This window comes from Flavobacterium pallidum (assembly GCF_003097535.1).
GTDB lineage: Bacteria > Bacteroidota > Bacteroidia > Flavobacteriales > Flavobacteriaceae > Flavobacterium > Flavobacterium pallidum.
This window is the reverse complement of record NZ_CP029187.1, coordinates 2,971,504-2,985,616: the sequence shown is the minus strand read 5'-3', so window position 1 is coordinate 2,985,616 and position 14,113 is coordinate 2,971,504. Positions and strand designations below refer to the sequence as shown.

The following is a 14,113-nucleotide window of genomic DNA, read 5'->3' as shown; positions in this document are numbered from 1 at the left end:
ATGGAAGCAACCAACAACAATTATAAGGTACGCCTCGGAATTTTCATTATCGTCGGAATCGTATTGTTTTTCGCCGCAATCTTCATTATCGGAAAGCAGAAAAATCTGTTTGACCCTGTCTTTACGCTGACTTCTAATTTCAGGAACGTAAGCGGGCTCCAGGTGGGTAACACTGTGCGTTTTTCCGGAATCAATGTGGGTACTGTAGACAACATCCGTATCATAAACGATTCGACGGTGAAGGTCAATATGCTCATTAAGAAGGATGTACAGCGCTTTATCAAGACGGATGCCGAAGCAGGAATCGGTTCTGAAGGTATCATCGGCGATAAGGTTGTCGTGCTTTCACAAGGTAGTTTTAATTCAAAGATTGTAAAAGACGGCCAACTGATTGCCTCTGCTGAACCGGTTGAAACCGATGCTATTATGAAAAGCCTTTCAGTCACTGCAGACAATGCCGCTGTGGCTTCTGAAGAAATTGCAGATATCCTTATTAAAATCAATAAAGGTGAGGGCACGCTAGGCCGATTGATACAGGATAAGAAAATGGCGGAAAATATTGATGCTACTTTAGGGAACCTTAAACGAAGCAGCAAAGGACTGGAAGAAAACATGGAAGCTGCCAAACACAATTTCCTGTTGCGCGGTTATTTCAAGAAGAAAGAAAAGGCTAAGAAAGAAGCGGAAGAGAAAGCTAAAAAAGAAGCTGAGAAGAAGAAGGAAGCTGCTGCCAAGAAAAAATAGAGGCACTTACTTACGTGGTAATTATCCCATCAAGCAAATATTATAAACTATAAAAAAAGTTGTGTAACACAATTCTTTCAGGCGATTGGCATCTTTGTAATGTAGAAACCAAACCGGAAACAATATGAAAAAATCAATCTTACTTTCAGCTGTTGCGTTATGTTTTTCGCTTTCATTTTCCTCTTGTAAAAACAACGAAGAAAAACTCAAGGATGCACAGAAAGATATGATCCAGGCGCAAAAAAAATTGATTAAGGCCGAAAGCGAGTCTATGCGGGAATATGATAATTTCAGGATGAAGATCAGCAAGAAAATCACCGATAATGAACTTGCCATTGCCGATTTGAAAATTAAAGCCATCGATGGGACCATGAGTCAAAAGCAAAAATTCAATGCACAGGTTGAAAAACTGGAAATCAAAAACATGGAGCTGAAGCAGACTTTAGACGCTTACGGAACTTACAATGCTGATACCTGGGACGCATTTAAAAAAGATATCGATGCCCGTACAGCAGCGTTAGAAAAGGACTTTGAAGCCATAAACCGAAAATAAAACCCATAAATACAAATCCAAATAAAAACCACCATGAAAAAGAAAACAGCCCTTTTATTTTTATTTGCCAATCTTGCCTTATTCAAGGTAGCAGCGCAGCAAACGACGACCACAGTTGATGACAACCGCGAATCCGTACGCTTTGGGGTCAAAGCAGGTATCAACCTTTCAAACGTTTATGATGAACAGAACAACGATTTTGTAGCCGATAATAAAGTCGGGTTTGCTGCAGGAGCCTTTGTCGCTATCCCGATTGGGAAAGTAATCGGTTTCCAGCCTGAGGTCATGTATTCTGAAAAAGGTTTCAAAGTTTCAGGATCGTTTTTGGGCAATGATTATGAATACAAAAGGACCAACACTTACATTGATATCCCTTTGCAATTGCAATTTAAAGCGAGCCCTGTGTTTTCAATACTTGCCGGTCCGCAATTCTCTTACCTGATCCAGACTAAGAACAACTTCAACGACGGTGATTTCACCAACGAGCAGGAAGAGGACATCAACGGGCAGAATTACAAGAAGAACATCTTCGGATTTACGGTCGGTGCCGACTTCACCATCAGTAACCTCGTCATCTCAGCCCGTGGTGCGTGGGATATCAGTAAGACAGACAGCGATGGCGATTCATCCGATGTCAATTATAAAAACCAGGTCTTGCAACTGACTGTAGGTTACATGTTTTAACGGGAAATTTTGCTAGAAAAAGAAAATAATCAATTCATTAATTTAAATACAACTAAGATGAGTACAGGTAAAGTAGTTTTAGGAGCGCTGGCCGGATTGGCAGCAGGAGCAGTTTTGGGAATTTTGTTCGCACCGGACAAAGGTTCTGCCACACGCGGAAAAATCGCAAAAAAAGGGAAGGATTCCGTTGATGGCTTAAAGCAGAAATATACGGATGTAGTAGATCAGATTTCCTCTCGTTTTGAATCAGTAAAAGACCGTGCTTCTGATTTTTATGAAGAAGGAAAAGAATTGGCATCTGAAGCAAAATCAAGTGCGACCAGTGCTGCCAACGCAGTAAAATAACCACTAAATGTCAGGAATTATGAAAGATAAAGCAGTACTCGTCAGCGAACTTTTTGACAAGGCTGAGCAATATGGAAAAACGACCATTCAGCTCTACCGGCTCAAAGCCATTGACAAAGTCACCGATGTATTTGCATCCGTTGCGTCGAGGATCATTATTGCGGTCAGTATTGCTTTATTTTTCTTCTTGCTGACAATCGGCCTGTCACTGTACATCGGTGATTTGCTGGGCAAAGCCTATTACGGTTTCTTTGTGATGGCAGGTTTTTATGTCATTGTGACGGCTATCCTGGTTTTCGTCAGGAAGAAATACATTGAACTTCGATTCAACAATTATGTAATCAAGGAAATCTTTAAAGAAAAACAACGCGATGCAACTCATTAATGACGATTTCTCGCTCGGGCAGGCCATCAAAGCGATGGAAATGCAAAGGGAAGCTGAAATGCAGGACCTTACAGATCATTTCCACTACACCGTAGAAAGTCTGAATCCGAAGAATATCATCAGGGAAAAAATCCAGGACATCACTGGTGGCCCAACCCTGAAGAACAAACTGATTAAACTTGGCGTCGGACTGTTGGGTGGATTTATCGCCCGAAAAGTCATCGTAGGGAAATCACACAATTTTTTCAAAACGATGCTGGGCAATGTAGCCCAGGCGGCGGTGTCGAAAATGATCATTAAAACCCCGTTGTCAGCCAAGCCGAAATCTCATGCTAATTCCCTGATGGATTGACAAAAAATTACACTATTGGCAGAGGCTTTTTTCGTAAGGGAACTTTTCTTACATTGTTCATCCAAATACCGCCGATGCCCTTAAAATATTTATTTGCTCCCATTTTTTTCTTTCTTTTTTGCGTAAGCGCGAATGCGCAGGTGAAGCCTGTAGTCAAGGATTCGGCTGCAATGTATAAGAAAATTGAAAAGTATTCAAAGCGGAGCAAGTTTATGAAGAACCTCCACAAACTGATTTTCGAACCTACGGAAGTTAAAAAGTCAAATCCCATCCGCAAGCCGCGGAAGCGAAGATACAAAGCTTTTGAAGGGAAAATCATCCGAACCATTGAGGTTACGACCTATGATCCTTTCGGTTATTCAGTTGCTGACACTACCAAACGCCCGAAAAACTGGGCTGAGAAAGCGGGAAATCGTTTTCACATCAAGTCCAGCCAGCTCGCGATAAAAAATATCCTGTTGATTAAAAGGAACCGTCCGCTCGACACTTTACTCGTTCGGGAATCTGAGCGTCTGGTGCGTTCCCAAAGGTTTGTGAGCAGTGTACTGATTGACGCCGAAGCCATTCCTGGGAGTCCGGATTCGGTGGATGTATATGTGCGTGTCCTGGATTCATGGAGCCTTATTCCACGTGGTTCTTTGTCGAGTACACGAACTTCCATCGAACTCGAGGAACGTAATTTCCTTGGGTCAGGTCATCAGTTTGAAAACAAGTTTACCAATAGGATAGAAGATGGGAAGAATGCGTACCGGATGAAATACACCGTCCCAAACATCCTGAATTCTTTTGTAAAAACCACCGCCATTTACCAGATTGACCTTGATGGTTATTACGGCAAAAGCCTTAATGTAGAGCGGCCTTTTTATTCGCCCTACGCAAAGTGGGCCGGCGGAGTGTATGTTGACCAGCAGTTCCGCAAAGATTCGCTGCCGGATAAAAACATGAATTATGCCAGCCAGAACCTCAAATACAATTCACAGGATTACTGGGTTGGGCATGCCATCAGGATTTTTAATGGAAATACTGAAGATGAACGCACGACGAACCTGATCCTTGCCGCGCGGGCGTTGCATGTGCAATTCCGCGAAAGCCCTCATATCGCTTACGATTCGATTAATTTCTTTAGTGGTGAAAAGTTCTACCTGGGTGGCATCGGGATTTCATCAAGGCAGTTCGTTGAGGACAAATTCCTTTTTAATTATGGGATTGTTGAAGATGTACCTGTCGGGAAAATATATGGCATTACCGGCGGTTACCAATTTAAAAACGGGATTAAGAGGCCTTATATCGGCGGTAGGGCATCCTACGGCAATTACTTCAAGTTCGGGTACCTTAGTACGAATTTTGAATATGGTACTTTTTTTAATGATGGAAAAGCGGAACAGACGGCCTTTTCATTCCAGGCCACCTATTTCACAAACCTTCTTGAAAGCGGAAAGTGGAAGTTCAGGCAATTTATCAAACCGCAGCTTATCCTGGGTACCAACCGGCTGAACTCGATCGGGGACAGGCTTACGATTAATGAAAGCAGTGGTTTCCAGGGCAATTACGGCGCCGGTTCACAGGGCAATAACAGTGCTGGCATACGTGGGTTTAACAGTGCGGTGTATGGTACGAAAAAACTGGTGCTCGGGTTGCAGACACAGGCGTACTCTCCATGGAATCTCTGGGGTTTCCGCCTGAATCCGTATTTCAACTATACTGCGGCGATGATTGGCGATGACCGGGTGGGACTGACCAAAAGTAAAATATATTCCACCATCGGGATTGGGCTTATCATCAGCAATGATTACCTGGTGTTCAGTTCGTTCCAGCTGTCATTGGCCTATTATCCGACGATTCCGGGCGAGGGGAGCAATATTACCAAGACTAATACTTTTGAGACAGAGGATTTTGGGCTGCAGGATTTTGAGTTGGGAAAACCGCGGACGATTATTTATAAATAATCGACCATTTGTAATGACACTTTCGGGATGTACCTATTTGAAAGTGTAAATTCCCTATTTTTGCATTCCGTAATCAAATTATTTGCCCATGTCCAGATTTCCAAGACTGCAGGAATATAAAGCCTTATTTTACCGAATCCTGCTGGCTTATGTGTTTTATTTTGTAGCGCGGCTGTTGTTTTACTGGTACAATTCCGGACTGATTCCTGTGGATGGGCCATGGGAATTCCTCACGCTGTATTACCACGGTTTGGCATTTGACACTACGGCCATCCTTTATGTGAATGCATTGTTCATAGTATTTTCGATTTTGCCGTTTACGACCAATACGCGCCCGCAATACCAGAAATTCCTGTTTTACCTGTATTTCATTACGAATGGAATCGCTTATGCAACGAACTTTATCGATTTCATTTATTACCGCTTCAACTTTGGGCGGTCAACTGTTGCCATAACGGATTCGGTGGCGCATGAATCGAATAAGGCACTGCTTTTCTGGAACTTCCTTACCGGGTATTGGCATGTGTTCTTATTGTTTTTTGTGATGTTCGGACTTTGGATTTATTTGTATAAGAAAGTCAGGGTGAAACCGGACCGGATATTATTTTACGGACGTTATTTCATCGCTTCAGTGATGGCTTTCCTGATTATTGCTACGCTGACGATAGGCGGCATCCGCGGCGATTTCCAAAAAAGTACGCGTCCCATCAATCTGATCGATGCCAGCCGTTATGTGCGCGTGGCAAGTCAGGCCGATATTGTGATGAACACGCCGTTTGCGATTATCCGTACGATGTTCAGCAACAGCTTCCAGAAGGTCAGCCTGGTTTCAAAAGCCGATATCGATTCGCTTGTCATGCCTGTGAAAGCATATCACAACAATCCGCCTTCAAAACCGAATGTCGTGATCTTTATCCTGGAAAGCAATGCCCGGGAATATTATGGCTGCCTGAATAAAAACGCGAACATCCCAAACTACCGCGGTTACACACCTTTTGTGGATTCACTGGCGCAGCATAGCCTGATTTTTACGAATGCGTATTCGAACGGGCATAAATCGATCCATGCCGTGTCGTCGATATTGGCAGGTATTCCGTCGTTTAAGGATGCTTTTACTTCTTCGCCTTATCCTAAACAGCCTACGGAATCTTTGGTTTCGACGTTGGAAAGCGAGGGTTATTCGACTTCCTTTTTCCATGGTGCGCCGAATGGCTCGATGGGATTCCTCGGTTATTCGAATATCTTAGGCACTGATCAGTATTTTGGCAAGACGGAATACAATAATGATGCGGATTTTGATGGCGTATGGGGGATCTGGGATGAACCGTTCTTCCAGTTTTTTGACCGCGAGCTTAATAAGCAAAAGCAGCCTTTTTTAGCAACCTTATTTTCAGTATCCTCGCACGAACCTTATAAAGTGCCTGCGAAATATGAAGGCAAATTCCCTAAGGGCGATGTAAACATCCACCAGTGCATCGGGTATACGGACTACGCCCTGAAGCGATTTTTTGCGAAAGCGAAATCCCAGCCATGGTTTAACAACACCATCTTTATTTTGGTCGGCGACCATGGCAACACGGTATTTTATGATGAATATAAGAAAGAATTCAACCGCAATGCCGTGGCGATGATGATTTACAGGCCGGACGGAAAATATGCCGGCGTAAACGATGATTTTGCCCAACAGATCGATTTGTATCCTACGGTTTTGGATATGATCGGGTACCAGAAGCCGTTCAGGAGCTGGGGGAGGAGTTTGATTAGTGACACTAAGGTTCCGCCATTCGTAATAAAGTATTCGGCAAACCTGTACCAGATGATGTGCGGGAATTACATCTGCACTTTTGACGGAAAGAAAGCGGTCGGTTTTTATGCCAAAGAAGACAAAGGCATGGAGCACAACCTGATTTCAAAGCGAAACGTAGAGATGAACTTATTGGAATTGCGCTGTAAGGCTTTCTTACAGGATTATATGGAACGGGTTATTGATAAGCGATTGAGTGGGAGTACGATGAGATGATGAAACATTAAAAACTTACTGTTCCCTTAAATCCGCTAAGAATAGACAATACAAGACCCAGCGTAAACAGCATTAAAATAATAGAAAGGATGTAAAACAAGATCATCCGCCAAAGTTTACCCCACCATTTGTAAATTCCTTTTGTCGCGTTTCCATAAACCCATGCCGGATAAAAGAACATGGTCAATAGTATCAAAAGGACGGCATAATCGGCAGCATCCGGCATGCCTGGCAACTGCACCAGGAAGGCAACAGTGAAAAAGCCCAATCCGATAACGAGTTCCCCCAATAAACATATCCCGCCTAATATAAAGTGCTCTGCAAGGTTCAGCTTTAGCCTGCCGAATACGGTATATGCGGACAATCCTAACATCGGTACGATACCCAGCAGGATAAATTTAATATTGTCCTTGAAAAAACCGGAGGCATCGTAGGAGCCGTCGGGAAGTTTCCTTTGGATGTGCTCCTCTGGCAGAAAACTATCGTAAAAGTGATTTAGCACAATGTTCAATCCGATGATAAGTAAGCAAAGATAAAACACATTGTAATACCTGATGCGTTTGCCTGAGACATAATCCAATGCAGCCTGTCCCGGCCTTACGAATGCTTCTCTAATCGTAAATAATATGCCGCGTTCGAGGTGCCACACGCCATGCAGCAGATCATGCAACAGGAAATGTTTCAGGACAATGCGGTGGGTATCGGTTCTTTGCCCGCAATCAGGACAGAATCGGCTGTGTACAAGTTTACCGCAGTTCAGGCAGGAGTTATGGTTCATGGTTGGATTTGTATCGGCTAAAAATAAAAAAAGGCTTCCATTCCTGAAAGCCTTTATGTGAGATTTTAGGAATCTTATGATCTTGCAGGATTGTAAGACAGTAAGACTTGAAGATTTTAAGACTATGCTGAGGATCCTGTAATCCTAAAGCGCAGCGGTCTTAAAATCCATTTAGTACCGTTTAAACTTATTTCTCCAGCCAAAGCCTCGCATTCACAAATGCCTGGTGCCACGGCGACACTTCATCATTACGGCCGTCCGGATAATTTGCCCAGTTCCATTGGAAAGTGGAACGTTCAATATGCGGCATCATCACTAAATGGCGTCCGTCACTGCTCGCCATCATAGCGATATCATAGTGAGAACCGTTCGGGTTGGCCGGATAGCCTTCATACGCATATTTGGCTACGACATCATAACGGTCTTCTCCATAAGGCAAATCAAATTTACCTTCACCGTGCGAGATCCACACTCCCAGCGTACTTCCTGCCAGTGAGGACAGCATCACCGAATTGTTTTCCTGGATTGTTACCGAAGTGAATCCGCTTTCATGTTTGCGTGAATCATTGTGCTTCATTTTCGGTTTCTCGGAATGGTCAGGATTAATGAGCCCTAATTCGATGAATAGCTGGCAACCATTGCAGATTCCGACTGATAAAGTGTCGTCCCTTTTGAAGAAATTCTCCAGCGCCGCTTTCGCTTTTTCATTGTACAAAAACGCGCCAGCCCAACCTTTTGCAGATCCCAAAACATCGGAATTCGAAAACCCACCGACCGCTCCAATGAACTGAATGTCTTCGAGCGTCTCACGGCCTGAAATCAAATCGGTCATGTGCACGTCCTTAACATCAAAACCGGCAAGGTACATTGCATTGGCCATTTCGCGCTCGGAGTTGCTGCCTTTTTCACGGATGATGGCTGCTTTCGGACGCGGTTTAAATGGGTCGATTACGGGTTTCTTTCCGTCAAAAAGGGTTGGGAAAACAAACTGTAATGGTTGGTTTTTATAATTGTCGAAACGCTCTTTCGCTTTTTTCGTACCTGATTGTTTCTGATCTAACAGATAAGAAGTCTTATACCAGGTGTCCCTTGTTTTATGAATGTCAAAAGACAATACGTCGTTATTGTTGGTGATGCTTAAAGTATTGCTGGCAGTCGCTTTTCCGATATGGAATAGTGTGATATTATTTTGCTTAAAAATTGCTTCCACACCCAAATCAGCCTGGAATACAATGCCGATATTTTCAGCAAATAACAGTTTTACGGTGTCGCTTTCGCAAATAGAACTCAGGTCCAGTTCAGCGCCGAGGTTCACATCAGCAAAACACATTTCCAGCAATGTCGTAATCAAACCGCCGCTGCCGATATCGTGTCCAGCTTTGATTTTCCCTTCGCGGATCAATTGCTGCACAAGTCCGAAAGCTGCCTTGAATGATTTTGAATCATTGATTGTAGGCGCTTCAGTCCCGATTTTATTCAATGTCTGTGCAAATGAAGATCCGCCTAATTTATGGGCGTCATTCGAAAGGTTCAGGTAATAAATATCCCCGCCGTTTTTCTTCAGCACAGGTTCAACTACAGCCGAAATGTCGTTGCAATTTGCTGCCGCAGAAATGATGACCGTTCCCGGAGCAATCACATCGCCATCGGGATATTTCTGCTTCATTGAAAGTGAATCCTTTCCTGTCGGAATATTGATCCCCAATTCGATAGCGAAATCCGAACAGGCTTGGACTGCCTCATACAAACGCGCATCTTCGCCTTCATTTTTACAGGGCCACATCCAGTTTGCCGAAAGAGAAACGCTTTTCAGTCCGTCTTTCAAAGGTGCCCAGATGATATTCGATAAGGATTCTGCAATGGCATTCCGGCTTCCGGCCGTCGGGCTGATCAGCGCCGAAACAGGGGAGTGGCCTATAGAAGTGGCGATGCCTTCTTTGCCCAGATAGTCCAAAGCCATCACGCCTACATTGTTCAATGGCAATTGTAAAGGGCCTGCACATTGCTGTTTTGCGACCTTCCCGCCCACGCAACGGTCTACCTTATTCGTGAGCCAGTCTTTACAGGCCACGGCTTCCAATTGCAATACATTGTCAAGATAGCTGTGGATATGGCTGATGTCATAATGCAAATCTTCGTAATGGCGATCGATTTTAGTATCATTCATCACGACTTTCGGGGAACTGCCAAACATGTCGCTGAGTGCCAGGTCCATCGGTTTGGCACCGGTTTTTTCAGATTCAAAAGTAAAACGATGCGAGCCGGTCACATCACCCACAGTATACATTGGGGAGCGCTCGCGCTGGGCTACCTTTTCGAGCATTTCAATATCGGCTTCACCGATCACAAGTCCCATTCTTTCCTGGGATTCGTTGCCGATGATTTCTTTTGCGGAAAGTGTGGGATCGCCAACGGGTAGTTTATCAAGATCGATAAGTCCGCCGGTTTCTTCCACCAGTTCGGAAAGGCAATTCAAATGCCCGCCTGCGCCGTGATCGTGTATCGAAATAATCGGATTGTTATCGCTTTCCACAAAAGCGCGGATGGCATTTGCGGCACGTTTTTGCATTTCAGGATTGGAACGCTGGATGGCATTCAATTCAATTCCGGAATTGAATGCACCGGTATCTGCTGATGACACGGCAGCCCCGCCCATTCCGATGCGGTAATTTTCACCACCAAGGATTACGATTTTATCTCCTTTCGCAGGTTTCTTCTTTATGGATTGTGCTACTTTTCCATAACCGATGCCGCCGGCCTGCATAATCACCTTATCGTAACCGAGCCTGCGGCCGCCTTCTTCATGCTCAAACGTCAATACAGAACCTGTAATGAGTGGCTGCCCGAATTTATTCCCGAAATCTGAAGCACCGTTTGAGGCTTTTATCAGGATGTTGATAGGGGTTTGGTACAGCCATTTCCTTTCATTCATAGCATTTTCCCATTCGCGTGTGGCTTCAAGCCTGGAATAGGCGGTCATATACACAGCGGTTCCCGCCAATGGCAGCGAACCCTGGCCACCGGCGAGCCTGTCGCGTATTTCTCCTCCTGAACCTGTTGCAGCGCCGTTGAACGGTTCGACAGTTGTCGGGAAATTATGGGTTTCCGCTTTGAGTGAAATTACGGATTCATAAGGTTTGGTTTCGTAAAAATCGGGTTTGTCAGCTGATTTTGGTGCAAACTGTTCCACCGTAGGCCCTTTGATGAAAGCCACATTGTCTTTATAAGCGGAAACAATGTCATTTGGATTTTCTGCTGATGTTTTTTTGATCAGCTTAAACAATGATGACGGCTGTTCTTTACCGTCAATTACAAAAGTCCCGTTAAAGATCTTATGGCGGCAATGCTCTGAATTCACCTGTGAGAAACCAAATACTTCAGAGTCAGTCAGTTTCCTGTCGATCCGCAATGAAAGCTTGTTCAGGTAATCGACTTCATCCTCGCTCAAAGCCAGACCTTCGGATGTATTATAAGCAGCAATATCCTCGATTTCAATAATCGGCTCGGGTTGGATGTTGATGGTAAAAATATCCTGGTGCAATGCGTCGAATTTTTGCGAAAGCATCGGGTCGAAATCAGTAAAATCTGAACTTACTTTATGGAATTCCTCAATACGGATAAGGCCATCGATACCCATATTCTGGGTGATTTCAACCGCGTTGGTGCTCCAGGGCGTAATCATGGCGGCACGTGGGCCAACAAAAAAATCCGTGAGTACGGATTTTTCTAGTTTATGAGCGTCGCCAAAAAGCCAGTTTAGTTTTGAAATGTTCTCTGCTGAAAGCGGGCCTTGCGTCTGTACAGCAAAAACGGTATCGCTTTCGTTTCCGAAGAAATGAATCATTGTAAGTATTTTAGTGGTGTTGTGTGGCGCAAATTTAAGCCTAATAACTTTTATAAGCAAAAAAAAAAAGCCGACAATTGCCGGCTTGATTTGTACGATAAGAATGCTATTTTTTTCTTGTCATGACGATTTCCATACTTTTATATTCTTTACCATTTGCAGTATCGAACATTTCCATTTTTTGGGTGTTTTCATCAACCACTGTCCAGACTTCACGGATTTTTTTAGGTGCTTTGGTCATCGGATCCACACATTCGCCGGACATGTTTACGGTTTTTGAAGCAGCATCGTATTTCCCTTTCATCATCATGATTCCGGATCCCATGTTGTCAATCCAGGTTGATACATATTCCTGCGCAGCATTATCGAAACCCACAGTGCTTTTTCCTTCAAAAGGCATACCCATGACCATACCTTTATGAGTTGATTCCTGGTAAAGTCCGTTAAAGATCATTTTGTTTTGCGCTACAGCAGTACTTTTTTGAGGTTTGGCATCGGGACCCATCCAAAAGGTCATTTCCTCATTCCAGGTCCCGTTATCGGCCGCGAGCCTTTTGTGCATTTCCCCTGGCGTAGCGTAGGCCTCCCAGGCTTTCTGCATGGCAATGGAGTCCATGGGTTTTTCAGCTTCTGCCGGCATCTCCTCTTTAGCTACAGTTGTGGTATCCGTAGTTGAGGTTTCTGTTTTTACTTCTTCTTTCTTACAGGCAGTTATTGAAATCAATAAGGCCGTTAAATAAACATAGGTTTTTTTCATAAGTCGATTGTTTTGATGTTAGTTTATTAAAATTAATAAAAAAATATCAAAACGATTGTTGAAATCCTAAAATCACGTCTAATTTTCCTCCGGAAATGCAGCACTTTGGTAAGCGCCCATATCTGGTGGGGAAGAAGTTCGGATTGTGCCATTTACATCAACAGGAACAGCAAATGCTGAATTTCCGGTTTGAAATGCAGCCGATTCCGGGCTGATATTCAGTTTATTATTGTCGGCATTGAAAAATACCGGGTCAAACTGCTGGCTGGTTTTGGCAATCAGGCAACCGTCGTACAAAGCCGGATCCGCGAAATTGTAAAGCGGATTGTTCGTAAATTCATTGTCGATATTGTTAAAACGGATCAGGCAATGGTCGAATTTGTAATTGAAAGTCTGCGTGTCGTCATATTTCAGCAGATTCAATTCTCTTTGATTTGAACCGTAAATAATACAATTGTTGAAATTGGCCTCCGATAACGGATTGGACTCGGGATCGGCGCCCTCGATAAAGTTGTTAAGCACAACAGAAGATTGCCCCGAACTCGGCCAGTCGTTGTTGAACGTGCAGTGGGTCATGTTGTATTTCCCGCCATAAGTCCCTGCAAAACATGCCTGCCCGCAGTTGTTGATGACAACATTTTCGCCTTTAATATTGCCGTTTCGCGCCAAAATCCCAGCAACGGAGTTGTTATAAATTTGCGTATTGGTTACTGACATTTCGCCTGCATTATTCTCCACCAAAAAACCAACAATCGAGTTTTTTAATGTCAGATGATTCACGTTCGCCATACTCCCTGATGTAAGCCAGACCAGTCCCCATTGCCCTGGAACATCTGAAAATCCGGGTTCGAGGCGGTCGCCTTCAAAAACAACTTCGTTTTCCAGAGCGTCGGTTGTTGAAACACTTCCATTTACGTTTAATGTGGCGCCACTGGCTACAATGATCCCGGATTCAGCATGGAAATGGAGTCGGGCACCGGCTTCAATATTAAGCGTCTTTCCACTGGCAACACCTGCATAGCCGTAAATGACGTAGGGTTTGTCGTTGGTCAATTCATATTCATTGCCGTGTGCGGGATCATTTTCATCGAGGAAAAAACCATATATCTGCTGCGCATTTTCACCCGAGCCCAACGTCAATGTTTCCGTAGTGCCATCTTCAAATTTTTGTGGGTAAAGAAACACCGCATCCTGGATTAATGTAACGAGCTCTACTTTCTGAAAATCAGTAGCATTGCCAAACTGGATTTGGTCCGTATAAAGGAAGTCATCAGGATTGGCATCGGCAATGTTCGCTGTGGTTTCCACAAAAATGAAAAGGCTATCCTTGGCTAAAAGCTCTACGTTATTGAAGATTTTCCCGTTGTTGCCTGTCATTCCGTCAACAGTGATGCGGTACTTCGAAGCAAGTCCTTTGCCAAGCTGGATGGTAGGAATGGAAATATTATCATTGGACTTATTATACACTTTTAAAGTGTAAGTGCTGGATCCGATGTCTGTAAAAACCGTATCGAGGTATACCGTATCTTTTGAAAATGCAAGATGGCCGGTACTGGGCTGGAAATCAAAATCGGTGCGGCATGAAGTCAGGGAAATCAAGGCAATGATAAAAGCAGCAAAAACGGTCTTACGCATGGTGGGATTGAATTTCGGTAAAAATAGTAAAATTTGTTAAGCACAAGTTGGTATGCAAACGCCAAAAAGC

At 43.9% G+C, this 14,113-nt stretch carries 12 protein-coding genes; 8 read left to right on the top strand and 4 right to left on the bottom strand.

The genetic code is table 11. From position 1 onward, the window contains the following. From HYN49_RS12465 to HYN49_RS12430, 8 genes are all read left to right on the top strand, one after another. Positions 1-744 (top strand): MlaD family protein, encoded by a 744-nt coding sequence (locus tag HYN49_RS12465; RefSeq protein WP_108904421.1) that lies wholly within the window; start codon positions 1-3, stop codon positions 742-744. A gap of 124 nt (positions 745-868) precedes the next feature. Then, on the top strand, positions 869-1,297 hold the full coding sequence (locus HYN49_RS12460; protein WP_108904420.1) for a hypothetical protein: 429 nt from the start codon (positions 869-871) through the stop codon (positions 1,295-1,297). Between the two features lie 33 nt (positions 1,298-1,330). Further along, positions 1,331-1,981 carry a porin family protein gene (locus tag HYN49_RS12455; protein WP_108904419.1) on the top strand — a complete coding sequence of 217 codons (651 nt, stop codon included), beginning with the start codon at positions 1,331-1,333 and terminating at the stop codon, positions 1,979-1,981. 9 nt (positions 1,982-1,990) lie between these two features. Next, positions 1,991-2,326, top strand: a complete 336-nt coding sequence (locus HYN49_RS12450) for a YtxH domain-containing protein (protein WP_219928748.1) — start codon at positions 1,991-1,993, stop codon at positions 2,324-2,326. Positions 2,327-2,345: 19 nt separating this feature from the next. Further along, complete coding sequence (locus HYN49_RS12445) at positions 2,346-2,711, top strand: hypothetical protein (protein WP_146185098.1); 366 nt, start codon at positions 2,346-2,348, stop codon at positions 2,709-2,711. Then, on the top strand, positions 2,698-3,063 hold the full coding sequence (locus tag HYN49_RS12440; protein WP_108904416.1) for a hypothetical protein: 366 nt from the start codon (positions 2,698-2,700) through the stop codon (positions 3,061-3,063). Before HYN49_RS12445 ends, HYN49_RS12440 begins: the two co-directional genes overlap by 14 nt. 212 nt (positions 3,064-3,275) lie before the next feature. Further along, entirely contained in the window at positions 3,276-5,009 is a 1,734-nt protein-coding gene (locus tag HYN49_RS12435; protein WP_245892188.1) for a BamA/TamA family outer membrane protein, read from the top strand. Positions 5,010-5,097: 88 nt separating this feature from the next. Beyond that, positions 5,098-7,029 carry an LTA synthase family protein gene (locus HYN49_RS12430; protein WP_108904415.1) on the top strand — a complete coding sequence of 644 codons (1,932 nt, stop codon included), beginning with the start codon at positions 5,098-5,100 and terminating at the stop codon, positions 7,027-7,029. Positions 7,030-7,036: 7 nt separating this feature from the next. On the opposite strand, the gene HYN49_RS12425 is transcribed toward HYN49_RS12430, so the two are convergent. The 4 genes from HYN49_RS12425 to HYN49_RS12410 form a co-directional block, all read right to left on the bottom strand. Next, complete coding sequence (locus tag HYN49_RS12425) at positions 7,037-7,807, bottom strand: DUF3667 domain-containing protein (protein ID WP_108904414.1); 771 nt, start codon at positions 7,805-7,807, stop codon at positions 7,037-7,039. 187 nt (positions 7,808-7,994) lie between these two features. Continuing rightward, the gene (gene purL, locus HYN49_RS12420; protein WP_108904413.1) at positions 7,995-11,651 is read right to left on the bottom strand and encodes a phosphoribosylformylglycinamidine synthase; all 3,657 of its coding nucleotides are present in this window, start codon (positions 11,649-11,651) and stop codon (positions 7,995-7,997) included. A 106-nt stretch (positions 11,652-11,757) separates the two neighbouring features. Continuing rightward, positions 11,758-12,408, bottom strand: coding sequence for a DUF1579 domain-containing protein (locus HYN49_RS12415; protein WP_108904412.1), 651 nt, complete (start codon positions 12,406-12,408; stop codon positions 11,758-11,760). A 78-nt stretch (positions 12,409-12,486) separates the two neighbouring features. After that, entirely contained in the window at positions 12,487-14,043 is a 1,557-nt protein-coding gene (locus HYN49_RS12410; RefSeq protein ID WP_108904411.1) for a hypothetical protein, read from the bottom strand. Positions 14,044-14,113 lie beyond the last annotated feature (70 nt).

Bases quoted from the DNA above. Each gene is read 5' to 3' on its own strand.
- HYN49_RS12465 (WP_108904421.1), top strand. From the start codon at position 1: ATGGAAGCAACCAACAACAATTATAAGGTACGCCTCGGAATTTTCATT.
- HYN49_RS12460 (WP_108904420.1), top strand. From the start codon at position 869: ATGAAAAAATCAATCTTACTTTCAGCTGTTGCGTTATGTTTTTCGCTT.
- HYN49_RS12455 (WP_108904419.1), top strand. From the start codon at position 1,331: ATGAAAAAGAAAACAGCCCTTTTATTTTTATTTGCCAATCTTGCCTTA.
- HYN49_RS12445 (WP_146185098.1), top strand. From the start codon at position 2,346: ATGAAAGATAAAGCAGTACTCGTCAGCGAACTTTTTGACAAGGCTGAG.
- HYN49_RS12440 (WP_108904416.1), top strand. From the start codon at position 2,698: ATGCAACTCATTAATGACGATTTCTCGCTCGGGCAGGCCATCAAAGCG.
- HYN49_RS12435 (WP_245892188.1), top strand. From the start codon at position 3,276: ATGAAGAACCTCCACAAACTGATTTTCGAACCTACGGAAGTTAAAAAG.
- HYN49_RS12430 (WP_108904415.1), top strand. From the start codon at position 5,098: ATGTCCAGATTTCCAAGACTGCAGGAATATAAAGCCTTATTTTACCGA.
- HYN49_RS12425 (WP_108904414.1), bottom strand. From the start codon at position 7,807: ATGAACCATAACTCCTGCCTGAACTGCGGTAAACTTGTACACAGCCGA.
- purL (WP_108904413.1), bottom strand. From the start codon at position 11,651: ATGATTCATTTCTTCGGAAACGAAAGCGATACCGTTTTTGCTGTACAG.
- HYN49_RS12415 (WP_108904412.1), bottom strand. From the start codon at position 12,408: ATGAAAAAAACCTATGTTTATTTAACGGCCTTATTGATTTCAATAACT.
- HYN49_RS12410 (WP_108904411.1), bottom strand. From the start codon at position 14,043: ATGCGTAAGACCGTTTTTGCTGCTTTTATCATTGCCTTGATTTCCCTG.